Here is a 24,068-nt window from a genome sequence, read left to right as displayed (position 1 = left end):
AGAACCTTGTGGACAATCTCCGGCATTCGCCGGCGGCATCAGGCATTCCGTCAGATCGGCATTGGGCCCTGGCGCATCGTGATTCCGCGAGCGGCCTGACGCGAATGGCAAAAGGAAAGGATTCCAGATGGCTCGCGTGAATCAGGCGAACAATGTCCTGATGTTTTCGACGGGTCGACCGATTACCGCCCGGCCGTCACGCACGACAATAGGCCGTTGCAGCAGGATCGGATGATTCGCCAACGATTCGTAAAGCATCTCCTCGGTCACGTCCTGGGCATCGAGGTTCAGCGCCTTATATTCCGCTTCGCCGGACCGGATCATCTCGCGCACCGAACCACCCAGCATCGCATGAAGTTTCTTTAATTGTTCGACTGAAAGCGGTTGTTTCAGGTATTCGACGATTTCGACGTGTTCATTCCGGTCGTTGTTCAGAACGTTAGCGATCAGGTCGCAGGTCGCGCGAGATTTCGAGCAACGAGGGTTGTGATAGATGGTGATCATGGAAGGAGCGATTTATTCGGCAGGCAAGCGGGTCGATCGCTATATGGAACCGGATCGATCTAGCGGGACCGTGATGAGTTTACCCCTCTCCTTTCCTTGTTATGGCGACACTTGAACTCAAGGAAGAGGTAGGCAGGTGCAATCTGTGCAGGGTGATCAACTGGATGCATAACGCAGGGTTAGATTCATTTCCCACACACCTCCTTCAATTTTAGTTTTATTTAAAATTTAAATTAACCTGCAACCATAAGCATCTAGTGTAGATAACCCGCCGCCCAATGAACTCGCGGAACGCTCGTCAACTGGAAGGTGCTTTATGCGCATAAAGCACCTTCCAGATAAGACCTTCCGCCTGAATCCCAACCAGCCGATCAAGGAACAGCCGGAACGTATTCGCCAGAGCATCTCCTCCCGCCACCCAAACCGGCTCACACCCGCACACAACGAGCCAGGCAATCCACAAACCGCGCCCCAACATGCCGCTGCCGAGAATACTGCTGTAGCTTTATGCGCATAAACCGTAAGCCAGATGGCTAATACACAACGAATGCTGCAACAAACATTGAAATCGCTTTTTTCTTCTGTAGAATTCAACAATCCTGAGAAAAAGGGGATATGAATTGGCGGCGGAAATCATTGCAATCACGCAGCAAAAAGGTGGGGTCGGCAAAAGCACAATCGCCATGCATCTTGGTGCGGCCTTCCACGAAAGAGGCAAGCGCGTCCTGGTCGTCGATGCGGACGGACAAAACACCCTTATTCACTGGGCCAGTGCATCGACAGACGAAGAGAATGGCATCCCGTTTCCCGTGGTCAATCTATCCGAGGCCGGCGGCCAAATTCACCGGGAAATCAAAAAATTCATCGGGGATTACGACATCATCGTGGTCGATTGTCCACCGTCGATCACCGAGAAGGTTTCGGGCGTTGTCCTGCTGGCCGCGACGATTGCCGTCATCCCGACATCCTCTTCGCCCGCCGATTACTGGTCCAGTGTGGGATTGGTCAAATTGGTGCAGCAAGCCCAGGTTATGAACGAAGACTTGCGGGCCGTATTTCTACTCAACAAGACGGAAGAGAAACGCATGCTCACCCGGGAATTGAAGCGTGCCCTGGAAGAGCTCGGCTTTCCTTTACTCAAAACACAAATCCCCACCCGCGAAGCCTACAAGCAGGCAATGGCGCTCGGACAGACGGTTCTTCAGATGACGGACCGAGGCGCAAAGCTCGCCAGTGCCGAAATACGTGCATGCGCCGACGAGATCGCGGCGATGCTCCCCTGACTTTATGCGCATAAAGGCCCCCGAATGAAACCTTCCCAACTGGCAAAAGGCTTCCAGGCTCGCCCCGACAAGAGCAGCAGCGAAAAGCGGACCGCGCTCGATCGTCTGAATGCAATCGACGGGCTCGTCGAGCAAGACCAGCGGAAAGCAACCGAGGCAACGGCACACTCGCCGCAGCCTGAATCGCGATCCAACGTGAAAGACGACGCACAGACCCTTCGCGTCGAAGGCGAGTCGCCCGAATATCGCGTATGGCGAACCGGGCAGGGATATCAACCGGGGCAGGTCATCGAATTACCGCTCAAGGCCATCAAGGCCAGCCCGTTCAATCCGCGTCATTTCTATTTGAAATCGTCGATTGCAGAGCTTGCGGTCAATCTGGCGAAGCAGGGGCAACAACAGGCCATTCACGTCATTCCGGATTACGCCAATCCCGACACTTATTTCGTCAGCGATGGCGGGCGACGCGTTCGCGCTTTGAGAGAAGCGAATAAGGAGACCGTCAAGGCAATCGTCGTCGATCTGCCGATTGGCATCGAAAGCTACAAGCTCGGCTACGATCTCAACGTTCAACGCGACTCGCAAACCGTATTCGACAATGCGGTCGTCTGGAAGCGCTTCCTCGAAGAAAATTACTTCCAAAGCCAGAGAGAATTGGCCGAGCACCTGGGGCTAGACGAATCGACCATCGCCGTAGCCCTGTCGATCGCGAAATTACCGGAAGCGATCATGCAGGAAATGGTCGCGCGACCGGACCGCTTCGGTTCGAACATGGCCTACCAGGTCGGGCGTTATCACACCGCACGCGGCACCGATGCCACGTTGCGCCTGATTAACCGGATTCTGTCCGACGATCTGAGTACCCGCCAGGTTGCCGACATCGTCAAGGGACGGGCCAGCAGCGATCAGGAAAACGCCACACCCTCGAGCCGCCAGCGATATGCCCGGCGTCTCGAGATCAAGCTCGGCGGAGTATCCGTCGGAGATCTGAAGTCTTACGGTGACGACCGACTGGAATTGCGGCTCAAGGGACTGGAAAAGGAGCGGCGCGACGACATCCTGCGGCAAATCGAGCAGATATTGCAGTTTCAATAACCGGAAACCGCTACGCCGCCGCCCGGGACTGGCTCAAGGTGAAGGCGAGCAGATCGCCATCGGTCGGCTCACCCCAAGTCTTGCGGGCGAGCCAGTCAAAAAACGCCGTTTCGGCCAGCTTCGATTCCAGCCCGCGACGACGCCAGTCGTCGCGCATATGCGCCCCCAGCGCCGGCAGCTCATCCTCTTCGAATGAGCGACGCGCCAGTTCGCGTCCCGTCTCCCCCTGCTCGTTGTACAACGCCTGAGCTTCCTTGCGTCGGTAGGCTGCATATTCGCCCAGCAGACGAGCCTTGAGATCGTCCGCGGGCACCGCCGCGCCTGCCGCAATCCTTGCCGTTCCCGAAGCGGGCACATCCTCGACCGGCGGCGCATAACCCTTCTTGAGCGCATCCTTGAAAAGCGCGGCGGCACTGCGCACGGGGGGCAGGGTGGTACTGCGCATGCGCTGCTCGGTCATCTGCAGCGCGGCACGAATGCGATTTTCCTCGCTATCGGCATATAGCGACTGCGCTTCCTTCAGCGAGATGCCGATTTTGACCATGCGATCAACGAGCGTGCTGTCGAACACGTTCGGATGCTCGTCGAGCGCCAGCATCGGTTGTTTCCGTTCGGATACCCGGAACTGGATCTCAGCCACGCGCCGACCTTCGCGATGCTCGATCAATTCGACGAAAATGTTCGTCACGGCGTTGACTTCCGCGATCGCCGGCCGAAGATAGTCGCGTTTGAAATACTTGTACTCGCGTTTAGCCTCGTCGCCTGCTTCCGTGTCCGGCGTACCCGACAGGATGGGACGCCACCATTCCCACGTTTCCCGCATCGTCAGATGGCTTGGATTCGTCAGGTAGCGCACGCAAATCTCGTACAGGGCCAACCCGGCACTGCTGCGCAACTGACTCTGAAACTGCAGACTCAAACGGGCATATTGAACCGGGTCGAGCAGCTTCTTCTTGATCTTTGGAGCGAACGAGAATTCGACCCAGACGCGACGGGTCGCCGGATCTTCGAGAATTTCGGCGTCGGCAATCAGCGTCGAGATACCCCATTTGCGCCCGGGTTTCTGGCTCGACGTACCCTGACTCCATTCGACCTGCACCGACACCATGCGCCGCAGATGCTCCTTGACGAGCGCCGTATCGTTAGAATCGAACGCAGAATTGGCCACAATGTCGGAAAGCAGCGCGCGATAGGTATCGCCCGACTCGTCGGCCTGCTGGGCAACCGCCAGCAGGACATTGAACAGCTTGCGGGTCAGCAAGGTAATCTTGCCGCTCTTGGGCTGGATGGCGATCGCCTCGACGGCCTTGCGCAGCTCGGCCGAACTGGGGCTCACCACATCGGTCTTCTTTACGCGCTTCGTAACCATGCGTCGGAGTCGAAGAGGATTCTGCCGACAGCATACCGTCTGCGGTGATAGCCGTCTACAGAAACGACCTCACCATTCCAGGTGATTCAGGCCCCCAATCTGGTGCTCACCGCGAATCATTCCCGTAAAGACTCACCTATATTTTTGCCGGGGCACACCGCCCATCGTTGTCCGTCGCCGGATCGCTCCGATCCCCCACTTTCCGACAAGCCAGGACATCGCCCCTGATTCTCCTGTATCCCCTCACTTTCAAACTGTCTCATATCTACGACGCTGCCCAAGCCCGATGGGCACCTGCTCCGAACGTCCTGAAAGATAAGGAGAAACCATCACCGGCAGATCAGGATCGACGGATCGCCCGCTCCGTCGACCTTGCGTTATGTCAACCTGTCAGCCTGCCTCCTGAAAAGGCTCACCTCAGGAAAACGCGGTACGCCCATTCCACCAAGCCTAGGCTGAGGTCAGCTATCCGGAGAGACCCGAGATACCCCCGAAAACCCTCACCTTTGGGGCGTAATGCCCGAACCTTGCCCAAAGCGGAAGCCTCCCAGGCCAGCTCCCGCAAAAACTCACCTTCCGGAGAACGATGCCTAAAAATTCAATCGATCCGGATAGTTACCCGTGGCACTTCGAGTACTTCATCGGTGTCTTCATATCCCGTAAAAGCTCACCAGTAGCAAATCGCGGCGCAACGAAGAGCTCCTGGCGATTCATTAACTGATAATCCTGTATTTCCTCACCATCGAACGCTCGAAGCGTGCCAGATGGAACTCACCTATCGCTGTATACCGCCATCTTAGAGTAAGTGAACGCAAACTTACTATGGATTAGCTCTTTGATCCGCCGGCCAGACTACAACGAAGACACCCCGAAAAGGCTCACCTCAATATGAATGCCTCGCAAGCGCCAATCCCCGGTAAGGTCCCGAGAAAGCTCACCTTTAGCGGGGCAAGGCTCCCACCTATTGCCAACGAAAAATCGCGAGCGGCGTCCCTCGTCACCCATGATCCTGAAAACGCTCACCTATGGAGGCCAGCCGGCCCAAGGCCAGGGCAGACCGGTGACATCCCCCGAAAAATCTCACCTCTGTTTGCCGTTTCTTCCCGGGAGATCTCACCTCAAGTTCAAAGCGCTCCAGAATCTCGCTCCAGACACCAACATATCGGCTCCCCGTATCCGCTCACCACTACAGGTCACCCAACATTCGCCCCAGGTAAGCTACTCGGGAGCATAACGCACGTCTGATCCCGTAATTCCTCACCTTTGCCTATACAGCCTAGCCGAAGCAGCCCCGAATCCGCTCACGACCCTTCCTGCAACTGCTCCCCATCACTCCTGAACCCAATCACGGTACCGTCCCGCAGAAGCTCACCCACTATCCCGCAAAGCATCACCTCGCTCCCCGCTAAGCCTTGCTGGATAAGGATATGGCGAGGCGTTAACGTTTTTCAACAAGTATCAAGGGTGTTTACTTTTATTACTCTCAACGACCCTGCCTGAGAGTTTCAGAAAAATTGCCCACACCTTCCATCCCAAACCTTGGGCAAGCCCCCAAGGGCATTTCAACCACAGATACAAGGCCGTAGAGGAACTTCCGTGAAACAACTTTAAAAAACCGAGGGCTTCCTTAAATTCCTTTAATGACAAAGACTTAGCGCAATCGGGTCAGATGTTTCACGCCTCAAGAAGACCCCAGACAAAAAATTTTCCACCATCTGGCTAAACGCCAGGCCACGATGTCCAAATGGCCAAAAATGTATTTAAAGTAACGTTATTTGATGTATTAAATACATTCATCCACGTCGTGCCAACCAGGCTTACCACACCGACCAGATCCTGCAATCGCGATAGACGAACGCTTCCGGCCGCTCGCAGCAGAAGTTCGTGCCGCTGCGCCATCGATCAGCAAAGCTGTATCAATCAATACACGATTTGTTATGATCAACAAGTGTTTTCTTTTTCGAGGCCCGGATGACGGTCAATGACGAGCGGTTCGCCATTCGCGAGGAACTCGATGTGCTGCGCAAGAATGGCGCGAAGCGTCAGGAGTTGTCGCTACACGCCTGCAAGCGGTTGTTTTTCGACCTGGGTATTCGTCCATCGATGGCCTCGGTTCGGGAACTGACGCAAACCGGTAGCGCCAGCGACATCCCGAAAGACATCGAGTTGTTCTGGCAGAGAATTCGCAACGCGTCGAAAGTGCGTATCGGCGGCGGGGCAATTCCGCCCATGCTCGAGGAGCAGGCCGGAGAACTGCTGGGCCTGCTGTTCGACGCAGCGCTGGCTCAGGCGCGCAGTACACTCGAAGGCGAACGGACGGAGATGCAGGCGGCATCCGCTGGAATGGAACAGCGCGTACGCGATGCCGAGAGTCGTCGCGAAGCGGCCGAGGGCATGCTGCAACGTAGCGAAGCCCAGGCAGAAACCGCATGGACGAGAGTTCGCGAACTCGAAGCGCAATTGGCTGCTTCCACCGCGCACGACCGTCGCGAACAGGACGGATGGCAGGCGACGGCGCACCGTCTGGAAAACGAGAATGAAGTTTTGCGCAAGCGAATCGACGCGGAGCTGTCGGCCAACGCAACCCTGCATGACCGCATCGATGCCCTGAACAGAGAACTGCGCGAACGCACCGAACATTACGCGCAGCAGATCAAGGATGCGCTCAGCGAAGCGGAGCGACGCGTCAAGCCAATGCTGGTTGAACTCGACTCGCTGCGTTCAATGTCGTCCACGTGGCAGACGGCCCAGCGAGAGGCAAGCCGCAAGGAATTCGATTACATCCAGCAACTGGCGGCCGCCAAGGCGCGCGGCGACCGGCTCGATGCCCAATTGCGCGAGCGCAGCGACGAGATCGATATCCTGACCCGCCAAGTCGCTGCGTTACGCGACCGCTCGGGCGTCGATGCTTCGGTGGCCGGCGTCGTGTCTTCATTGGCGGCTTCCGGCCGGCTACGCAAGGACGAGTTGGCCCGAATCGGAACCGTAATGGATGGCCATGTCGAACTCCCCCCGCATTGCCCCAAATGCCGGGACGGAGAGCCCGAACTATCGCAAGCCGACGACGGCTATGAGCTATCGTGCCCGGAATGCGATCGCTCGTCCGGCGTACAGCACTCGCGGCTGGAAGCCGTCGCCCACTTCATGTCGGACTAACCCCTTTAATTGGCGGGAAGACTTCGAGCTGACTCAGGCCCGAAGCCACTGCGATCGAACTTCTATTGCGAGTATTCCTGACCTCTTCCTCCCAAGACTATCCGGTGAGCTTTTCCGGGAGCTTTCCATGTTTAGTCGGCGCCCGTCAGGACACGGTTTCGATCGCGTTGCTCACAACGACAAATCCGACCGAACTATCTACGCTTTTGCCTGCCCGAAACGGCTACCTACCGGGGGCTTCCGGCTTTCGCGTGCAGCCCACGCCTGCCATGCACGATGTAGCCGGTTAGCCGATATCGGCTGCATGAGTCCGAGCCATTGCCCGACCTGTTCCGGCGCCATGCCGTTTTCGAAGTGGTGAGCGGCGAACGTATTACGCAGCGTTCGAGGACTGGCGCGTTCGGTGCGTGTCGCGGCGATGCCTGCGGTCTCCATCAGGTCGTCGACTGCGCGCAGCATGGTCGCCTTGTGCATCGGCCGGCCGGAAGGCGAGCCGGGAAACGCGTGCTGGCCCGGCAGGCCAGCCAGCCGCCGCTCGTCGAGCCAGACTGCGAGTACGGGGACGGCGAACGACGTCAGGGGAATCCGGCGTGCGGGCGCTGGATGGGCCGATTCGATTTCTATCCATCGCGCCGCCGGGTCGACGTTGTTCAGCGGTAAGGCAATGGCGTCGCTGGTTTTGAGTCCGGCACCGAGGAAGACGGCCGCAAGTGCCCTGTCGCGCGCTTCGCGCCAGCGTCGTGCCGCGGTTCGTTCCCCGGGCGGGGCCGCCAGACGAGCGACCAGTGCCGTGCGTTCCTCCTGCGTGAGGAAGCCCGTCGGTTCGTTTTCGCGCGCATTGCGCCAGGCGGCTTCTCCGTCCTGTGCGATGAAGCGTGCCGGGTTCGTCGATGCCAGTTCGATTTCGCGTATGTGGTCCAGTACGCGTTCGACAAGGCGCAGATATCGGGCGCGCTGCGGCTTACGCACGTCGAGGCCGGCCGCGAATTCGGCAATGGTCGGCTTATCGACGGTCTGAAGCGTCTTGTGCCTGAGTCGAAGCCAGTCGAGAAACAGGCCCCATTGCGCTCGATAAACGTCAGCCGACGAGCGCCGGAATCCTTGTGCGGCAAGCCACGCGTCGAAGGCCGAGCGCGGGTCCAGTCGCCAGTCGTCGCGCTGCTGATCGAACAGGTCGCCTGGGCCGTGCGCGGAAATCATCGTCTTCGGCCTCGTTGTAATCAGCCGTGTCCGGATGCCGTGCGGAACGTCGATGGCCGGCTTCCGGGAGGGTAGATGCCCCGATCTCGTTTCGTATCCGGCATATCGGGCGCAACCTGGGCCACCTCCTCATAGGTTTCGATCACGAATCCGAACGCAGCGGGCAGCGCATTCGACTTGCCGAAATCGACAGGATCGTCGGTTTCCGGCCAGGCCAGATCGCGAGGTCGCCGGAACAGGTCGAGCACGTGTGCGTCGTGACGGCTGGCCAGGCCGAGGTCCGCGAGCGCTTCGGCCTCGATGGCGTGCAGCAGCCGCCAGGTGAGCGGTACTGCCTTCGCGATGTAGCGCTGCGCAATATGCCGGACGATCTGCTCGAGGTCGTGCGCCGCGGCCTGAAAGCGGAGTGCGGCCAGATCGTGTTCGTTCGGGGTCTGCATGATCTTGCTCCAGTCGATCTCAATCACTGTATGAATATACAGTAATCGGGCTGGCAGCGATATTTCCCGCACGGCCTCTATCGACTGGCCGATGCTTGCCTCCGGCCGGCGTCGCGCGCGTCAACCGTGAATCACGACCAGCAGGGCTCGCGCCTCGTTCTTGCCCGCATTGCGGATCGCGTGCGGCTGGTCGGCCGCATAGCGGGCCGTGTCTGCCACCTTCAGCCGGCGGGTCGTGTCGGCCGCCTCGACGTCGATGCTGCCGTGCAGGACGGTCAGATGTTCGCGCGTGCCCGGTTCGTGCGCGTTCGACACCAGCGCGCCGCCCGGTTTCAACGTCAGTTCGTACCACTCGAAGCGACCGGCCAGCTCGATCGGCCCCCAGACGCGCAACTGGTAGCCGGCGTCCTGTCCGTGCAGGGTCGGGATGTCGTGCGGACCGGCGACTGCGATCGCCTCGGGCGCTCGCGGCGCGGAGAACAGCGAATCGAGATTGACGCCCAATGCGTTCGTGAGACGCCACGCGACGGCGATGGTGGGATTGGCCTTGTCGCGCTCGATTTCCGAGAGCATCGACTTCGACACGCCGGCGGCGCGCGAGAGCTCGTCGAGCGTCATCCGGCGCTCGTTGCGCAGGCGCTGAATCTGTTCGCCCACGCGCGGCGGGGCGGTGAGCGTTCCAGCCGGGTGGGCGGCCGGCGTCGAAGCGCGCGGGGTGCGTGAGCTTGCCATTTACTGACCTATCGATTAGAGTTCGTCCGGTATATCGAAATTAAGTTCGATAAATTGAAAAAATCCGGCGATGTCGACGGCGACTATAACAGGCGTCGGCCGTCCCGGATAGCCGGCGAGCGAGCGGCCGCGAGGCACATGCGTGTCGCGCCGGCCGCGAGCCCGTCTCCCGGAGGAGTCCGATTCATGCACGAACCCTATCTTGCCCATGTGCGCGCGACGCTCGACCAGATTCGCGCCGACGGCTTTTACAAGAGCGAGCGCGTGATCGCCACGCCGCAGTCGTCGCAGATTCGCCTCGCGGACGGCGCCGCGGTGCTGAATTTTTGCGCGAACAACTACCTCGGTCTTGCCGACGATCCGCGGCTCGTCGCGGCAGCGAAGGACGGGCTCGACCGCGACGGATTCGGCATGGCGTCGGTGCGTTTCATCTGCGGCACGCAGACGGTGCACCGGCAACTGGAAAGCGCGCTCGCCGCGTTCTTGCAGACCGACGACTGCATTCTCTATTCGAGCTGCTTCGACGCGAACGGCGGCCTGTTCGAAACGCTGCTCGACGAGGCGGACGCGATCATCAGCGACGAGCTCAACCACGCAAGCATCATCGACGGCGTGCGGCTTTCGAAGGCGAAGCGCTATCGCTACCGCAACAACGATCTCGCCGATCTCGAAGCGAAGCTGCGCGAGGCCGACGCGGCCGGCGCGCGTTACAAGTTGATCGCAACGGACGGCGTGTTTTCGATGGACGGCATCATCGCCGACCTGGCCGGCATCTGCGATCTGGCCGACCGTTACGGGGCGCTCGTGATGGTCGACGATTCGCATGCGGTCGGCTTCATCGGCGGGCATGGTCGCGGCACGCCCGAGCATTGCGGCGTCGCGCAACGCGTCGATATCGTGACCGGCACGCTCGGCAAGGCGCTCGGCGGAGCGTCGGGCGGCTACGTCGCCGCGCGAAAGGAAGTGGTCGAGTTGCTGCGCCAGCGCTCGCGGCCCTATCTGTTTTCGAACACGCTGGCGCCGAGCATCGCGGCGGCGTCGCTGAAAGTGCTCGAGCTGATCGCGAGCGACGAAGGCGCGCGGTTGCGCGAGCGCGTTCGCGCGAACGGCGCGCATTTCCGGCGCGAGATGAGCGCGCTCGGCTTCACGCTCGTGCCCGGCGAACATCCGATCATCCCCGTGATGCTCGGCGACGCGCAGGTCGCCTCGAACATGGCCGACGCGTTGCTGCGCGAGGGCGTCTACGTGATCGGCTTCTCGTATCCGGTCGTGCCGAAGGGACGCGCGCGCATTCGCACGCAGATGAGCGCCGCGCACACGCCGGAGCAGATCGAACGGGCCGTCGAGGCGTTCGCGCGCGTCGGCCGACAACTCGGCGTGATCTGAGGAGCGACAATTTCCATGAAAGCACTGGCAAAACTCGAACGCGCGCCGGGCCTCACGCTGACCCAGGTGAAGAAGCCCGAAGTCGGCCACAACGACGTGATGATCCGGATTCGCCGCACGGCGATTTGCGGCACCGACATCCACATCTGGAAATGGGACGACTGGGCCCGGAAGACGATTCCCGTGCCGATGCACGTCGGCCACGAGTACGTCGGCGAGATCGTCGAGATGGGGCAGGAGGTCCGCGGCTTCGCCATCGGCGATCGCGTGTCCGGCGAAGGGCATATCACCTGCGGTTTCTGCCGCAACTGCCGGGCCGGCCGTCGGCATCTGTGTCGCAACACGGTGGGCGTCGGCGTGAATCGCGAGGGCGCGTTCGCCGAGTATCTGGTGATTCCGGCGTTCAACGCGTTCAAGATTCCGCCGGAAATCTCCGACGATCTGGCCGCGATCTTCGACCCGTTCGGCAACGCGGCGCACACGGCGCTGTCGTTCAATCTCGTGGGCGAGGACGTGCTGATTACCGGCGCGGGGCCGATCGGCATCATGGCGGTGGCGATCGCCCGCCATGTCGGCGCGCGCAACGTCGTGATCACCGACGTCAACGACTACCGGCTCGACCTGGCGCGCAAGATGGGCGCGACGCGCGCGGTGAACGTCGCGCGCGAATCGCTGCGCGACGTGATGGCGGACCTCCAGATGACCGAGGGCTTCGACGTCGGACTCGAAATGTCGGGCGTGCCGAGCGCGTTCACGGCGCTGCTCGAAGCGATGAACCACGGCGGCAAGGTGGCGCTGCTCGGCATTCCGCCCGCGCAGACCGCGATCGACTGGAACCAGGTGATCTTCAAGGGGCTGGAGATCAAGGGCATTTACGGCCGGGAGATGTTCGAGACCTGGTACAAGATGGTCGCGATGCTGCAGAGCGGGCTCGATCTCTCGCCGGTCATCACGCACCGCTTCGGCGTCGACGATTACGAAAAAGGGTTTGCGGCAATGCTCTCCGGCGAGAGCGGCAAGGTGATTCTCGACTGGGCCGCCTGACGGGCGGTCGCCACGGTCGGCGGTTCCGCCCGACGAAGGCGTGCCGCCACCGCGTGTTTGTGAGAGAATGGTCGTTCTCCCGATGTCGAGGTCACGCCATTGAGCAAGACAGGTTCCGCTTCAGGCGAGCCGCCGGCCGATGCCCGCGAACGCCTGCTCGAGGCCGCCGAAGCCCTGGTTTATGCGGGCGGTATCCACGCAACCGGCGTGGATGCGATCGTTCGCGCGTCCGGGGCGGCGCGCAAGAGTTTCTACACCCATTTCGAATCGAAAGATGCGCTCGTCGCGGCCGCGCTCGAACGGCGCGACGAGCGCTGGATGCGCTGGTTCATCGAGGCCACGCTGCGCCACGGACGCACGCCGCGCACGCGCCTGCTCGGCATGTTCGACGCGTTGCGCGAGTGGTTCGTCGCCGACGACTTTCACGGCTGCGCTTTTCTTAACGCCGCGGGCGAGATCGCGCATCCGGACGATCCGATACGCGCCGTTTCGCGCATGCACAAGGAGCGCCTGCTGGCGTTCGTGCGCGAGCAGTTCGATGACTACGTGGCGTCGGCCGGCATCGAGCGGCGGCTTGCCGCCCGGCTCGCGCGGCAGTGGCTGATCCTGATCGACGGCGCGATCGGCGTGGCGCTCGTGAGCGGCGATGCCGATGCCGCGCGCGATGCGCGCGCCGCGGCCCAGCAGATACTGGATGCGAACGAGTCCGTCGGGCGGGTGCCGCATCAGCGGTGAGGGTTTTCGGGAGCCGGGCGGCCCGCTCCGGCCCGGCGGAAGAATCTGGCATGCTCCTGTCCTGACGATGCGGGTGGAACGCAGGCGACGGACAAACGCACGGAGCGCGGAGATGGGTCTCTTCGGCTGGCTGTGGCCGGGTGCAGGGCGGGCAAGCGAGACGCCGCAGACGGCGGAATTGATCGCGCGGGTGCTCAGGCTCAGTCCGACGCTGAAGCTGGCCCGTCGCTACCGGGCGCGCCTTGCGCCGGCGTTGCAGGTGTCGTTCGACTACGTCGCCGGTCTGGTCGGGCGCGTACCGGCTGCGCGCGAGGCCAGCGCGTTGTCCTGGTCCACCGACCCCTACATTCACGCGTTCTTTGCCGCGCCCGGCGAAGTGGCGCCGGCATTGAGCCGTTCGCCCGAGCTGCACGCGTGGTTCGATCTTCATCCGCTGGCGCAGCATGGTTATGCGGTGCTCGGCATGGCCATGACAGAGCGCCGCGTGTTCGGCGTCGAGCAGCAGGGCGATGCCGTGCGCGTCGACGTGGCACGCACTACGCTCAGCTTCGACGATCACCAGGTGCGCGTGTGCGGCGAGACCGAGGTCGAGTTGCGCCGCGAAATCGTGCAGCGCGTCGTCGAGCAGATCGCGCTCGAAGGGCTTGCCCGGATCGGCGACGACGAATCGCGGCGCGATGCGCTCGAAGAAGAACGGGCCCTGCTCAGGACCCGTCTGCAACTGCTGGCTCACCAGGGCGCCGGCACCTCGGGCATGCTGGGCGGCCACGCGGCAGCGCCAACAGCGGACGTTGCCGGCGTGGCGCGTCTGCAGGCGCGGCTCGATCGGAACGCGCAGGCATTGGCCAGGCTTGGCCTGAAGACCGACGCGCTCGAACGCGAACTCGACGTGATCTGCGACGTGCTTTCGCATCCCGAGGCGCATACGCAGGTCGAAACGCGCCGCGTCCGGCTCGACCGGATGAACGTGGTCGTCGACGATGACAGTCGAGACTGTGCGCCGATCGAGTTCCCGCTTGCCCGGATTCCCGCCAGTCCGCTCGGTGTCCGGGCCTTTTCGCTCGTGCGGTTCGAGCGTGCCGATCTGACCGTGTCGACGGGCGTGTTCGACGCCGCCGGCGGGCTGGCGATCTGAAAGGTGAGTATTTTCGGGAGTCGGGATTCGGGGGCCCGCGCCGGCGCCGCGGTTTTCCCTGCCGTACGAAAAAAAGCCAGCGCGAGCGTGATTTAGCCGCATACGAGGCGCAGGCGCGCCGTGCGAACCGACTGCCGGAATTGGCTAAAACCGGCGAAAGGTGAGTTTTTTCGGGAGAGTCGCGGCGTCCCTCGAAACGGTGCCTTCCGTGTCCCGATCAATGGAAAAACCGCTACTGTGCGGCCTGCGTACCGGTCGGACGATTGCGTGAAGGTGAGCTTTTTCAGGGGCTGGCGGCAGGTTTATCGGAACCGGTCGTCCGCACCGGCCACACCGATACGCCATCGGGGTCGATCGCCAATCGATACGGGCCGCCGGTTTCCGGCGGCGCATCTTCTGCCGCCACGTCGAACAACTGGCCGCCGATGTCGAGCGTCGCGTACCGATCGCCATGGCGCAGGCTGCTGCCGGCGACCGAGCCTGCGTGCGGCCCCTCGGGCGTGGCGCGAATCGCGCGTGGCGACACGCGCCACATCACGCGTTCGCCGACGCGGGCCTGACGGTCGGCCGTTTCGAGGCGCAGGCCCGCCGCCGTTTCGACGACGCCCGGCGCGCGCACCGTGCCGTCTCCGACGTTGTGCAGGCCGAGCAATTCCGCCACGCGCGGCGACGCGGGCTGCCCGAACACCGTATCGATCGTCCCGACCTGGAGAGCGCGGCCCTGTTCGATGACGAGCACTTCGTCGGCGAGCAGCGCGGCTTCGTCGGGGTCGTGCGTGACGATGACCGTGACCGCGGCGATCTCGCGCTGCAGGGCGCGCAGCGACTGCTGCAGGCGCCGCCGACGCGGCGTGTCGAGCGCTGAGAACGGTTCGTCGAACAGCAGGAGCTGGCTGTGGCGCGTCAGCGCACGCGCGAGCGCTACGCGCTGACGCTGACCGAACGAGAGTTCGCGCGGCAGCCGGGCAGTCAGCGAATCGAGCCCGAGATGTTCGACCCAGTAGCGCGCGGTGGCCGCGTCGGCATCGGCGGGAAATGACAATTGCCGCGCGACGCTCATGTGCGGAAAGAGCCCGTAGTCCTGCGGCATGTAGCCGATCTGCCGGCGCTCGGGCGGCAGCGCGCCGAGGTCGATGCGCCCGAGCGTCACCGGGCCGGCCTCGTTGCGCTCGAGCCCGGCGATCAGCTTCAGCGCCAGCGACTTGCCCGAGCCCGACGGCCCGATGATGGCGAGGCGTCGCGTCGCCGGCCGCCACGCGACGTCGAGGCTGAAGGCGCCGAGCGTGCGCTTGAGATCGAAGGCGAGCCGCAGGTCTTCGTTTGCTGCCACGGCGGACCCGGGGCCGGCGGCGCGTGTCTCGTCGCCGCTCTCGTGCGGCGGCGCGATGCTCGAGCGCCTGCCGTGGCTGTAGACGGAGAGCGCGGCGCAGACGATGGCGATCGCCAGCGTCGGCAATAGCAGCGGCATCATCGCGGGCAGGCCCTGGCCGCCGAACACGACGTAGGTGTACACGGGCAGCGAGTACGGATGATAGGCGACCATGACCGTGGCGCCGAACTCGCCGAATGCCCGCAGCCAGGCGAGCGCGAGTCCGGCGCGGATGGCGGGCCAGGCGATGGGCAGCGTCACGCGCAGGAACCGGCTGCCGGCGCGATGGCCGAGCGTCGCGGCCACGTCGTCGTAGACGGGGTCGACGGCGGCGAAGGCGGAACGCGCCGCGACGATCAGAAACGGCGCGGCGACGAAGGATTCGGCCAGCACGATGCCGGCGAACGAGTCGGTCAGCGTGCCGCCCGTCAGCCGGCCAATCCAGCTATATGGCCCGAGCAGGAACAGCAGCAGCACGCCGCTCGTGAGCGGCGGCAGCGCAAGCGGCAGTTGCACGACGAAGCCGAGCAGGGCGACCGCGCGCGAGGGCGAGCGCGCGAGCCAATAGCCGAGCGGCACGCCGCCGATGAGGATGAAGAGCGCCGCCACGCTCGCGCTGGCGGCCGAGACGCCGACGGCGGACCAGGTCGCATGCCAGTCGACGTCGGCCCAGTCGGCCGCCCCGATCTGCGGGATGCTGGCGATGAACGGCGCACATAGATAGACCGCGAGCAGCGCGGCGAGCCAGAGCAGCGGCCGCGCGGCGGAACGCGTCATTGCGCGGCGTCGATCACGGCCTGAACCGGCGAGGGAATGGCCTGCTCGTTGCCGCTCACGGTCGGCTGCACGACGTCGACGCCGTGCTCGGCGAGGAGCCGGCGGCCTTCGGCGCTCAGCAGGAAGTCGACGAAGCGGGCCGCGCCGCTTGCGTTCGGCGCGTCGTTGAGGATCGTCAGCGTGTAGTCGGCCTGGACCTTCAGTTCGGGCGCCGGCTTGATCGCGGGAATCTTCAGGTCGGACGTTTCGGTCGAGTAGAAGAAGCCCGCGTCGAGTTGCCCCGACTGCAGGCGGCCGACGAGCGTTTCCTCAGGCAGCACCTGCTCGGGATTCTCGGGCGCGCCGAGTACCTTCTCGACGAGATCCGGCTCGTGGTAGAGCGCGGCGGCCTTCGTCACCATCTCGACCGTGAAGGCGCCCTTCGGATCCAGCTTCGGATCGGTGCGGCCGATGCGGATGCCGGGCTCGGCCAGCACCTGATCCCAGCGCTTCGTGCGCAGATCGGCGGCGAAACGGCTCTTCGGGTTGTAGCCGATCATCAGCGGCGACTGCGCGAAGGTGACGTACCAGGTCACATGGTCGCCGTTGTCCGCGCCCATCAGGCTCGTGTTGACCTTCGGGCTCGCGCTGATGAATACGTCGCCGCGCCGCAGCTTGCCCTTGATCTCGTTGGCGATCTTGTTCGAGCCGGCCGCATAGCCCCGGAAGTGCAGGCCCGTCTCCTTCTCGAACGCGGGGCCGACGCTGCGCTCCATCAGGTTGACGAGCGAGCCCGCGTACAGCACGTTGACGTCGCTTTCGTCGGCGGCGCAGACGTTCGCGCTGAAGATTCCCGCCAGTACGACCACCGAAGCTGCAAGTTTGCGAATCATGTCTTCCACCCCATATCGTTCGTTATAAACGCCGATATATTACGATGGACTGAACGAGCGTTGTTTGCGTCTGCCGAATATTTGGGTTGGGACTTATCCGCAGACGGCGTGCGGGAGGACCGCTACACTACGCGGGTAGTGCCGCCCATCCATCGTCGGCTGGCCGGGACGCGTTGCCGCCCCGACGAACCCCTGGAGACAGACCGCCATGCGCACGAGTGCCCGTAACCATTTTGCCGGCAAGGTCAGCGCCGTGAAGGCCGGCGCCGTCAACGACGAGATCGTCCTGAGCGTCGAGCACGGTCTTGAGATCGTCGCGATCGTCACGCACGGCAGCGCGGTTTCGCTGGGGCTCGCGGCCGGCAAGCCGGCGTTCGCGCTCGTCAAGGCGTCCTCGGTGATCGTGATGACCGGGGCCGACGGCAGCCGGGTGTCGGCGCGCAATCGCGTCGCGGGCTCGGTCGTGTCGGTGACGAAAGGGGCCGTCAATGCCGAGGTGATCGTTGCCTCGCCGGCCGGCGCGCAGGTTGCCGCCATCATCACCAACGAGAGCGTCGACCGGCTCGGCCTCGCGGCCGGCCAGCCGGCCGCCGCGATCTTCAAGGCGTCGAGCGTGATCGTGGGCGTCGATGACTGAACGCCGCCCGCGCGGGCGGGAAGCGTTCGTCGCCATGCCGCGTGCATCAATCGCATCGCTCGCCTCGAATCGGACTCGACGTCATGGCTGAACGACCGGATCTGCCGAAGCACACATTCGCCGGGCAGGACTTCGAATCGGCCGCGCGGGCGCGTTGCGACGCGCTGACGGGCGGCCGGACCGAGGCCGGATCGTCCGACGCCCGGCTCTTCGCGCGCCTCGTCGCCGCGCGGGACGTGCGCGGCGAACTCGCGCTGCTCGGCCTGCCGCCGGACCGGCTGGCGGCGCTGTATCGCCGGCATTTCGCCGATTTCGTCGAGACCGCCGCGCCTCGCGCGGTGTCGCCGGCCGTAGCCGATGCCGGGCGGCTCGCCTTCACCATCGCCATGCGCGACCTGCTGCTGGCGTTTCGTTCGCCCGACGTCGAGGGCGACGACGCGCATTGCCTCGCGACCATCATCGCGCATGCCTGTCTGCGGCCCGATCATCTTTGGCGCGACCTGGGCCTCGACGGGCGCGACGACGTCACGCACATGCTGGAGCGCTATTTTCCAGCGCTCGTCGCGCGCAATGTCGACGGGTTGCGGTGGAAGAAATTCCTCGCGCGCGAACTCGCGCTGGCAACGGGCGCGACGCCGGGGCCCGCACCGGGTTGTCCCGGCTGCGAAGACTTCGGGTTCTGCTTTCCGGAAGGACGTTGAGCGACGCGCCGGTCGGCCCGGCGCCGCGTGCGGCTTCGGGGCGCGAGGCACGAAGCGCATCGTGTATGCTTGCGCGCATGACTCATCCCGAACACGATCCGGCCGTCCCTGCCCGCGAAAATGCGGAGCCTGAAGTACGTTTTCGCATGCGGATCCGGTACGCTGGCATGATCGCGCTAGGTCCCGGCAAGGTGTCGCTGCTCGAGGCCGTGCGCGAACACGGCTCGATCTCGGCCGCCGCGCGCAGTCTCAACATGTCGTATCGGCGCGCATGGCTGCTCATGGACGAACTCAACCGGGCGCTCGAGTCGCCGGCCACCCTTTCCGAGCATGGCGGCCAGAGCGGCGGCGGCAGCACGCTGACGCCGGTCGGCGAGGAAATCGTCCGTCTTTATCGCGACATCGAGGCGCGCGCGGCGGCGTCCTGTGCGCCCGAGATCGCCGCGCTGACGAAACTGCTCCGGAGCGGCGAGGCCTAGCCGTGGCGCAGGCAGAACCGCGAGGCGGGCTGCGCCGATGAGAGGATCGAGGCGGCCGTGGCCGACGCGGCGTCGCCGCCGGTGGTCATGAGCCGGGTCATCAGCTCGACGAAACTCGCGACGCTCGCGGTGCGCAGCGGGTAATACGCCACCTGATGGCGTTCGCAGACGCGTTTGAGCTGGTTCATCGAATCGTGGTCGATGCAATCGACCGGAAACACGGCGAGATCCGCGCCCGCGAGCGTGGACGCCAACAACCCCTTGCGATCCTCGATGCCGCCGTCGTGCACGGCGAGCTCTCCGCCCGCCGACGTTACCCATCGCTTCAGCGCCTGGTTCGAGCCGGGCCGGCCGCCCACGTAGACGATGCGCTTGCCCGCGAGACTGACGGGCACGTCGTTCGACGGCGTTTGCTCCGTCTGCTGCATCGCCAGCTCCATCGCGCCCGCCTCGGCCTGCAGCGCGTTGACGAGCGCATGCGCGTCGTCGAGCTGCGCGCGCAGCGTGTGCGCTGTCGCTTCGTCGGCCGCGGCACGCTGCTCGGCGGTTTCGCGACGGCTCGTCTGAAGCGCGAGGCGGGCGTCGCGCGCGGCCAGCGCCTCGCGCAGCGCGGCGACTTCGGCCTGCCGTTGCGCGTCGTCGGCCGGTGCCGGCGGGCGGGCTGCCTGGGCAGCCAGTTCGGCCAGCGCCGCGTCGCGCTGCATGCTCATCTCGTGCAGCCGTGCCTGCTGACGTTCCATCCTGGTCCGCAGTTCGACGTTTTCCTTTTCGAGCGCGACGAGGCGCCGGATATCGGCCCGATTGGCCGCGCCGACGAGGTGCGAGAGCATGTGCAGTTCGCCGAACGCGGCCTGGCGGACTTCCAGCGTGGCCTGCGGATGCGTCATCAGCGCCCAGTAGGCGGGCGGAATGTCGCCGCTCGCCAGCGCGTCGTTCCAGCGCTCGAGCAGGGCCTGCGGATCGCGCGCCGAGGCGAAGAGGCGCACCGCGCCCGCATACCGCGTGTCGAGCGCCTTTTGCAGGGCCTTGCAGCCGGGGCCGCCGTGGATCGCGAGCTCGACGGCGGCATGGTGGATTTCGAGGTCGCTCGCGTGGCGCGCGTCGAGATTCGCAAACTTCGGGACCAGTTTGCGCAGCTCGTGCGTGCTCAGACACGTGCCGATGATCGAGCAGTGCAGGTGCGAGTCGAGGTCGGCCAGGCGGGCGCGCCTGCCCGGGCGGTCGATTTCGGCGGCCGTGGGTTCGCAGCAGGCGTCGCCTGAAAGGGCGCGCAGATACGGCGCATCGTCGGGCGATTCGAGGCCCGGCGTTCGGGCGAGGCGAAACGGCGGAGCGTGCATGATGACCTCTGGTCCGGTTCGAAGCGCGAAAGACGGTCGGCGCGTCCGTTTCCGCGGGAGGCGCGCCGGCCGATCGCCGGTCGTAGGGGAATTCGAAATATATCACGGAATATATCGATGGAATTCCGCCCGCAGGGCGCCCGGCGGGGCAGGGCGAGGTCCTTCTACCCGGACCGGACGGCTCGATCGGGGCGAGGCGCCTGCGCCCATCGATATGCCTTAATAGGTATATCGATGGGCGTAATGGATCGTATGGGTAGCGGCGACCTGCACTAGAATCGTCGGCTTTCGAGTTTCCGGTCGCAGTCGGCCGGCCCGTTCATGAGCACTCCTCCTTCCGTACCGGATCGCGGCCCGAATGCGTCAGGCACGCGCGAAGCGGCCGGCCTGTTGCGCAACCGCGCGTTCCAGCGTTTCTGGGCGGCGCGCGTGCTGTCCTCGATGTCGTTCCAGATGCTGGCGGTCGCGATGGGCTGGCACGTCTACGCCATCACGCACAGCGCGTTTTCGCTGGGCCTCGTCGGTCTCGCCCAGTTCCTGCCGATGTTCCTGCTGACGCTCGTGGTCGGCCAGGTCGCGGACCGCTACGACCGTCGACGGATTGCCGCGGTGTGCCAGTCCGTCGAGGGAGCCGCGGCGCTGCTGTTCGCGGCGGGAACGTTCGGCGGCTGGCTGGGCGCGCCGCTCGTCTATCTGCTGGCGGCGTGCGTGGGCGCGGCCCGCGCGTTCGAGTCGCCGGCGATTTCGTCGCTGCTGCCCGGCGTCGTGTCGCGCGAGCAGTTGCCGCACGCGACGGCGTGGGCCACGTCGGCCAATCAGACCGCGCAGATCGTCGGCCCCGCGCTCGGCGGCCTGCTCTACGGCATCGGCCCGGGGCCGGCCTATCTGGCCTGCGCCGCGTCGTTCGCCGTGGCGGCCGTGCTGGTCGGCGCGGTGCCGCTGCAGGCGAAGCCGGCCGCCCGCGCACCGGTGACGCTCGCTTCCGTCTTTTCGGGCATCGCCTTCATCCGCTCGCAGCCGGCCATTCTCGGGGCGATGTCGCTCGATCTTTTCGCGGTGCTGTTCGGCGGCGCGACCGCGCTCCTGCCCGTGTTCGCGCGCGACATCCTCCACGCCGGCCCGCTCGCGCTCGGGCTGCTGCGCTCGGCGTCGGCGGCCGGCGCGCTCGCGGGCACTGTCTGGCTCGCGCATTTTCCGCTGCGCCGCCGGCCTGGCGCGGCGATGTTCGGCGGCGTGATCGTCTTCGGTCTCGCCACGCTGGCGTTCGGGCTGTCGCGCAACCTGGCCGTGTCGCTGCTCGCGCTGGCCGCGCTCGGTGCTTCGGATGTGGTGAGCGTCGTCGTGCGACTCTCGCTCGTGCAACTGCGCACGCCCGACGAGATGCTCGGGCGCGTGAGCGCGGTCAGCTCGCTTTTCATCGGCACGTCGAATCAGCTCGGCGAATTCGAGTCGGGTCTCACGGCCGGCTGGTGGGGCGCGCCGCGCGCGGTGCTGGTGGGCGGCGTCGCGACGATCGGCGTGGCGCTGCTGTGGATGCGGCTCTTTCCCGAGTTGCGCCGGACGCGCTCGCTGGCGCACGAGGAGACGCGCGCCGCGGCCGGCACGTAATCCCGCCGTTGCCGGGGGCGGCGTGTCGTGCCGCGCTCCGGGCGTCGGGGCCGGCGTTTCCCGGTATGCTGATGCGAACGGCGCCGCCGCGCCTTCTTCCTTTCGCACGCCATGTCCACGAAGCCGTTGCCCGTTTTCGCCCCGAGGAGCCGCCGATGCGCGTAGGCCGCCCGGTCAAGGCGCTGCCGCAGCCGCTTTGCGACTATTGCGGCGAGCGGGCCGTGCTCGCGCGATACGGCGACGAAGCCTATCCGTATCGCGACGATCACGGTCCGCTCTGGATCTGCACGGCCTGCGGGGCGTGGATCGGCGTGCACGCGCGCAGCACGCGCAACGTGCCGCTCGGCCGCCTCGCCGATGCCGCGCTGCGCGAGGCGAAGAGCCGCCTGCACGACGTGCTCGAACCGCTGGTCGCGGCCAAGGTGCGGCGCGACGGCGTGAACGCTTTCGAGGCGCGCGCGCGAGCGATCCGCTGGGCTGCCGACGCGCTCGGATTCGAGCCGGCCCACGCGTCGCTCCACCATCTGTCGCTCGAGCAATGCGAGCAGGCGATCCGCTACGTCGAGGCGTTCATGGCCGCCCGGCGGCGCGGGCAGGATTCGGGCGACGCCGAAGACGATCGAGACGCTTAATTTTCGGCCCGGTTTGCCGTTATTGCGCGTGACTGACTCCTTTCCCGCACCATGGCCAGGACCCCTTCGTTTTCCCGCGCGCCGCAGCAAGGCGGCCGCGCGCGCCGCAGCAAGGCGATGCTGTTGCCGATTCCGCGCGCGAGCGCCAACGGTCTGGCGTTGCAGGTCCATCTCGCGCTGGCCGCGCTGCACGGTTCGGGCGGTACCCGCCAGGACGCCCAGACGCTGCTGCATACGCTGGCTCTCGCCTCGGCGATCGCGGATGCGGGCTACGGCTCGATTGCGCCCGGGCTGATGGCGGCCGCCGAGGCGGCCGTGACCGCGTGCTTCTCGAACGGCCGGGAAACCGGCCGGTGGCGGCTCGACGACGCGGCGTTCGACGCGTTTTCGCAGGTCGTGACCGTCTACGACAGGCAACTGCAGACGGCGCCGCTATGGGCGCTGACCGAGGCGAGCCAGTGGCTCGAACGCCTCTCCGCCGGAGAGCCTCGCGCACAGGCCGTGCATGCCGATGACGCCGCGCGCGAATCGTGTTGACTTCGGGCTTGCCGAATGTCTAAAATTCGCCCGTCTTCACAAAAGGGGCTGGTGCCTTGGACAGTAGCAGTAGTCGATCTTCGAGAAGTTTCGCTGCCTGACCGGCAGGACGTCCGCGCCCCTTCCCATCGCCGCCGTCCTGCCAGAAGGCAGACGGTGCGCGTCCTGCAGTACCGCAATATCCGCCGTACCTCTTCGTGCATCCCGATTGACGTCGTCCCGACGAACGCGCTCGCGCGGGTTCGGCCGGCCTCCCGTTGCGGTTCGCCTGTTCGCGGCTGCGCTCGTGTCCCTGCCTCGCGGCGGGCGCGCGGCCGCCGGAACAGGCATGGGCGTCCCCGGACGCAGGCAAGGAGCTTCGATGTCCGACAGTGACAGTTACCCGTTATGCCGCTTCCTTTTGTTGTCGCGAAAGGAAAGCGAGTAGACGTTCGCCGTTGCGCGCTTCGCGCGCCGCTGTCGGGTCTGCTGGCTTTCCGCGAACCGTGTCAGGCCGCAAGTCCCGGAGAAACAGCATGCAGTTCAGCCTTCTTCTGCCGCTGCAGGCGCATTTCGATGCGCGGCGCGAGCGCCAACCCGGCGAGCCGTCATGGCCGCCCATTCCGTCGTCGTCTTCCGGAGCGCGCCGATTTGCCGTGACGAGGTTCGGCGCCCTGGCCCGGGCACTGTGATTCTTCGTCTGATCGCGGGCGCTCCTGCATGATCCGTGTTCATCATTCTTCAGCGCGAACCGCCCGCCGCACGCTGGCCGGCGCGGGCCGCGCGCACCCTGTAGCGGGAGGCCGTTAGTGGATTCCAGTTTCAACCTCAACCGGACGGCGAACGCGTCGGCGTGGCGGCTGCTGCCCAACGGGTGGGACTTTGTGACGTTCCCGCTGATCATCTGCGTGATCGCGCTGTTCGCGATCGGGTTTCACCAGACGATGGCGCCGATGTCCACGCTCCGGACCCAGGTCATCTCGCTGGACCCGGCCATGCTCCCCGAGTACGCGCTGCGCACCATCCTGCGCATGCTCGCGGCCATGTTCGCCTCGCTC

21 protein-coding genes and 3 pseudogenes are annotated in these 24,068 nt (G+C 64.7%); 16 read left to right on the top strand and 8 right to left on the bottom strand.

Annotated elements, in window-relative coordinates; translation table 11 throughout:
• Nucleotides 1-141 precede the first annotated feature (141 nt).
• Nucleotides 142-504, bottom strand: a complete 363-nt coding sequence (arsC, locus tag CY652_RS00115) for an arsenate reductase (glutaredoxin) (RefSeq protein WP_102128657.1) — start codon at nt 502-504, stop codon at nt 142-144.
• Between the two features lie 620 nt (nt 505-1,124).
• On the opposite strand from arsC, the gene parA reads away from it, so the two are divergent.
• From parA to CY652_RS00105, 3 genes and pseudogenes are all read left to right on the top strand, one after another.
• Nucleotides 1,125-1,787, top strand: coding sequence for a ParA family partition ATPase (parA, locus tag CY652_RS00110; protein ID WP_102128656.1), 663 nt, complete (start codon nt 1,125-1,127; stop codon nt 1,785-1,787).
• 24 nt (nt 1,788-1,811) lie between these two features.
• Nucleotides 1,812-1,920, top strand: a pseudogene (locus tag CY652_RS25070) (ParB/RepB/Spo0J family partition protein); the annotation flags it as partial.
• Nucleotides 1,921-2,018: 98 nt separating this feature from the next.
• Nucleotides 2,019-2,882 (top strand): annotated as a pseudogene (locus CY652_RS00105) (ParB/RepB/Spo0J family partition protein); the annotation flags it as partial.
• A 10-nt stretch (nt 2,883-2,892) separates the two neighbouring features.
• Here CY652_RS00105 and CY652_RS00100 read toward each other — a convergent pair.
• Nucleotides 2,893-4,251, bottom strand: a complete 1,359-nt coding sequence (locus CY652_RS00100; protein WP_102128654.1) for a replication initiation protein — start codon at nt 4,249-4,251, stop codon at nt 2,893-2,895.
• Nucleotides 4,252-6,222: 1,971 nt separating this feature from the next.
• On the opposite strand from CY652_RS00100, the gene CY652_RS00095 reads away from it, so the two are divergent.
• Nucleotides 6,223-7,407 (top strand): DNA-binding protein, encoded by a 1,185-nt coding sequence (locus tag CY652_RS00095; RefSeq protein ID WP_102128653.1) that lies wholly within the window; start codon nt 6,223-6,225, stop codon nt 7,405-7,407.
• A gap of 198 nt (nt 7,408-7,605) precedes the next feature.
• On the opposite strand, the gene CY652_RS00090 is transcribed toward CY652_RS00095, so the two are convergent.
• The 3 genes from CY652_RS00090 to CY652_RS00080 form a co-directional block, all read right to left on the bottom strand.
• On the bottom strand, nt 7,606-8,607 hold the full coding sequence (locus CY652_RS00090) for a tyrosine-type recombinase/integrase (RefSeq protein ID WP_102128652.1): 1,002 nt from the start codon (nt 8,605-8,607) through the stop codon (nt 7,606-7,608).
• 20 nt (nt 8,608-8,627) lie between these two features.
• Nucleotides 8,628-9,047: a DUF2471 family protein gene (locus tag CY652_RS00085; protein ID WP_102128985.1), complete on the bottom strand. Its 420-nt coding sequence runs from the start codon at nt 9,045-9,047 to the stop codon at nt 8,628-8,630.
• A gap of 120 nt (nt 9,048-9,167) precedes the next feature.
• Complete coding sequence (locus tag CY652_RS00080; RefSeq protein WP_102128651.1) at nt 9,168-9,779, bottom strand: helix-turn-helix domain-containing protein; 612 nt, start codon at nt 9,777-9,779, stop codon at nt 9,168-9,170.
• Between the two features lie 186 nt (nt 9,780-9,965).
• Between CY652_RS00080 and CY652_RS00075 the strand changes: the two genes are divergently transcribed.
• The 4 genes from CY652_RS00075 to CY652_RS00060 all read left to right on the top strand — a co-directional run bounded on the left by CY652_RS00075 (nt 9,966) and on the right by CY652_RS00060 (nt 14,079).
• Nucleotides 9,966-11,165: a glycine C-acetyltransferase gene (locus CY652_RS00075; RefSeq protein WP_102128650.1), complete on the top strand. Its 1,200-nt coding sequence runs from the start codon at nt 9,966-9,968 to the stop codon at nt 11,163-11,165.
• A gap of 15 nt (nt 11,166-11,180) precedes the next feature.
• Nucleotides 11,181-12,209 (top strand): L-threonine 3-dehydrogenase, encoded by a 1,029-nt coding sequence (gene tdh, locus CY652_RS00070; protein ID WP_102128649.1) that lies wholly within the window; start codon nt 11,181-11,183, stop codon nt 12,207-12,209.
• Between the two features lie 99 nt (nt 12,210-12,308).
• Entirely contained in the window at nt 12,309-12,944 is a 636-nt protein-coding gene (locus CY652_RS00065) for a TetR/AcrR family transcriptional regulator (protein ID WP_102128648.1), read from the top strand.
• Between the two features lie 112 nt (nt 12,945-13,056).
• The gene (locus CY652_RS00060) at nt 13,057-14,079 is read left to right on the top strand and encodes a hypothetical protein (RefSeq protein ID WP_102128647.1); all 1,023 of its coding nucleotides are present in this window, start codon (nt 13,057-13,059) and stop codon (nt 14,077-14,079) included.
• Between the two features lie 283 nt (nt 14,080-14,362).
• Here the strand turns inward: CY652_RS00060 and CY652_RS00055 are convergent, their stop codons facing one another.
• Both CY652_RS00055 and CY652_RS00050 read right to left on the bottom strand, forming a co-directional pair.
• Nucleotides 14,363-16,225 (bottom strand): ABC transporter ATP-binding protein/permease, encoded by a 1,863-nt coding sequence (locus CY652_RS00055; RefSeq protein WP_102128646.1) that lies wholly within the window; start codon nt 16,223-16,225, stop codon nt 14,363-14,365.
• The gene (locus CY652_RS00050; RefSeq protein WP_102128645.1) at nt 16,222-17,097 is read right to left on the bottom strand and encodes an extracellular solute-binding protein; all 876 of its coding nucleotides are present in this window, start codon (nt 17,095-17,097) and stop codon (nt 16,222-16,224) included. Before CY652_RS00050 ends, CY652_RS00055 begins: the two co-directional genes overlap by 4 nt.
• Nucleotides 17,098-17,305: 208 nt before the next feature.
• On the opposite strand from CY652_RS00050, the gene CY652_RS00045 reads away from it, so the two are divergent.
• The 3 genes from CY652_RS00045 (at nt 17,306) to CY652_RS00035 (ending at nt 18,914) form a co-directional block, all read left to right on the top strand.
• A complete protein-coding gene (locus CY652_RS00045) occupies nt 17,306-17,734 on the top strand; it encodes a TOBE domain-containing protein (RefSeq protein WP_102128644.1) in 429 nt (142 codons plus the stop codon).
• 83 nt (nt 17,735-17,817) lie between these two features.
• Entirely contained in the window at nt 17,818-18,435 is a 618-nt protein-coding gene (locus tag CY652_RS00040) for a nitrogen fixation protein NifQ (protein ID WP_102128643.1), read from the top strand.
• 65 nt (nt 18,436-18,500) lie between these two features.
• Entirely contained in the window at nt 18,501-18,914 is a 414-nt protein-coding gene (locus CY652_RS00035; protein ID WP_374703613.1) for a winged helix-turn-helix domain-containing protein, read from the top strand.
• Here the strand turns inward: CY652_RS00035 and CY652_RS00030 are convergent.
• Nucleotides 18,911-20,254 carry a DUF2325 domain-containing protein gene (locus tag CY652_RS00030; protein ID WP_102128641.1) on the bottom strand — a complete coding sequence of 448 codons (1,344 nt, stop codon included), beginning with the start codon at nt 20,252-20,254 and terminating at the stop codon, nt 18,911-18,913. The genes CY652_RS00035 and CY652_RS00030 overlap by 4 nt on opposite strands.
• 321 nt (nt 20,255-20,575) lie before the next feature.
• Between CY652_RS00030 and CY652_RS00025 the strand changes: the two genes are divergently transcribed.
• The 5 genes and pseudogenes from CY652_RS00025 to CY652_RS00005 all read left to right on the top strand — a co-directional run.
• On the top strand, nt 20,576-21,862 hold the full coding sequence (locus CY652_RS00025) for an MFS transporter (RefSeq protein ID WP_102128640.1): 1,287 nt from the start codon (nt 20,576-20,578) through the stop codon (nt 21,860-21,862).
• A gap of 155 nt (nt 21,863-22,017) precedes the next feature.
• Nucleotides 22,018-22,494, top strand: coding sequence for a zinc-finger-containing protein (locus CY652_RS00020; RefSeq protein ID WP_102128984.1), 477 nt, complete (start codon nt 22,018-22,020; stop codon nt 22,492-22,494).
• A 51-nt stretch (nt 22,495-22,545) separates the two neighbouring features.
• Nucleotides 22,546-23,031 carry a hypothetical protein gene (locus CY652_RS00015; RefSeq protein ID WP_102128639.1) on the top strand — a complete coding sequence of 162 codons (486 nt, stop codon included), beginning with the start codon at nt 22,546-22,548 and terminating at the stop codon, nt 23,029-23,031.
• Between the two features lie 515 nt (nt 23,032-23,546).
• Nucleotides 23,547-23,702, top strand: coding sequence for a hypothetical protein (locus CY652_RS24315; RefSeq protein WP_180970346.1), 156 nt, complete (start codon nt 23,547-23,549; stop codon nt 23,700-23,702).
• A 117-nt stretch (nt 23,703-23,819) separates the two neighbouring features.
• Nucleotides 23,820-24,068 (top strand): annotated as a pseudogene (locus tag CY652_RS00005) (ABC transporter permease); the annotation flags it as partial.

The organism is Burkholderia sp. WAC0059 (assembly GCF_002870125.1).
GTDB lineage: Bacteria > Pseudomonadota > Gammaproteobacteria > Burkholderiales > Burkholderiaceae > Paraburkholderia.
The sequence above is the reverse complement of the archived record's forward strand: the minus strand, read 5'-3'. Positions and strand labels throughout refer to the sequence as shown.

What these genes read in the sequence shown, in the direction of transcription:
- CY652_RS00100 (WP_102128654.1), bottom strand. Translation starts at nt 4,251, where the DNA reads ATGGTTACGAAGCGCGTAAAGAAGACCGATGTGGTGAGCCCCAGTTCG.
- CY652_RS00095 (WP_102128653.1), top strand. Translation starts at nt 6,223, where the DNA reads ATGACGGTCAATGACGAGCGGTTCGCCATTCGCGAGGAACTCGATGTG.
- CY652_RS00035 (WP_374703613.1), top strand. Translation starts at nt 18,501, where the DNA reads ATGCTTGCGCGCATGACTCATCCCGAACACGATCCGGCCGTCCCTGCC.
- CY652_RS00015 (WP_102128639.1), top strand. Translation starts at nt 22,546, where the DNA reads ATGGCCAGGACCCCTTCGTTTTCCCGCGCGCCGCAGCAAGGCGGCCGC.
- CY652_RS00020 (WP_102128984.1), top strand. Translation starts at nt 22,018, where the DNA reads ATGCGCGTAGGCCGCCCGGTCAAGGCGCTGCCGCAGCCGCTTTGCGAC.
- CY652_RS00030 (WP_102128641.1), bottom strand. Translation starts at nt 20,254, where the DNA reads ATGCACGCTCCGCCGTTTCGCCTCGCCCGAACGCCGGGCCTCGAATCG.
- arsC (WP_102128657.1), bottom strand. Translation starts at nt 504, where the DNA reads ATGATCACCATCTATCACAACCCTCGTTGCTCGAAATCTCGCGCGACC.
- CY652_RS00040 (WP_102128643.1), top strand. Translation starts at nt 17,818, where the DNA reads ATGGCTGAACGACCGGATCTGCCGAAGCACACATTCGCCGGGCAGGAC.
- tdh (WP_102128649.1), top strand. Translation starts at nt 11,181, where the DNA reads ATGAAAGCACTGGCAAAACTCGAACGCGCGCCGGGCCTCACGCTGACC.
- CY652_RS00080 (WP_102128651.1), bottom strand. Translation starts at nt 9,779, where the DNA reads ATGGCAAGCTCACGCACCCCGCGCGCTTCGACGCCGGCCGCCCACCCG.
- CY652_RS00045 (WP_102128644.1), top strand. Translation starts at nt 17,306, where the DNA reads ATGCGCACGAGTGCCCGTAACCATTTTGCCGGCAAGGTCAGCGCCGTG.
- CY652_RS00055 (WP_102128646.1), bottom strand. Translation starts at nt 16,225, where the DNA reads ATGACGCGTTCCGCCGCGCGGCCGCTGCTCTGGCTCGCCGCGCTGCTC.
- CY652_RS00090 (WP_102128652.1), bottom strand. Translation starts at nt 8,607, where the DNA reads ATGATTTCCGCGCACGGCCCAGGCGACCTGTTCGATCAGCAGCGCGAC.
- CY652_RS00075 (WP_102128650.1), top strand. Translation starts at nt 9,966, where the DNA reads ATGCACGAACCCTATCTTGCCCATGTGCGCGCGACGCTCGACCAGATT.
- CY652_RS00050 (WP_102128645.1), bottom strand. Translation starts at nt 17,097, where the DNA reads ATGATTCGCAAACTTGCAGCTTCGGTGGTCGTACTGGCGGGAATCTTC.
- CY652_RS24315 (WP_180970346.1), top strand. Translation starts at nt 23,547, where the DNA reads ATGCAGTTCAGCCTTCTTCTGCCGCTGCAGGCGCATTTCGATGCGCGG.
- CY652_RS00085 (WP_102128985.1), bottom strand. Translation starts at nt 9,047, where the DNA reads ATGCAGACCCCGAACGAACACGATCTGGCCGCACTCCGCTTTCAGGCC.
- CY652_RS00025 (WP_102128640.1), top strand. Translation starts at nt 20,576, where the DNA reads ATGAGCACTCCTCCTTCCGTACCGGATCGCGGCCCGAATGCGTCAGGC.
- CY652_RS00060 (WP_102128647.1), top strand. Translation starts at nt 13,057, where the DNA reads ATGGGTCTCTTCGGCTGGCTGTGGCCGGGTGCAGGGCGGGCAAGCGAG.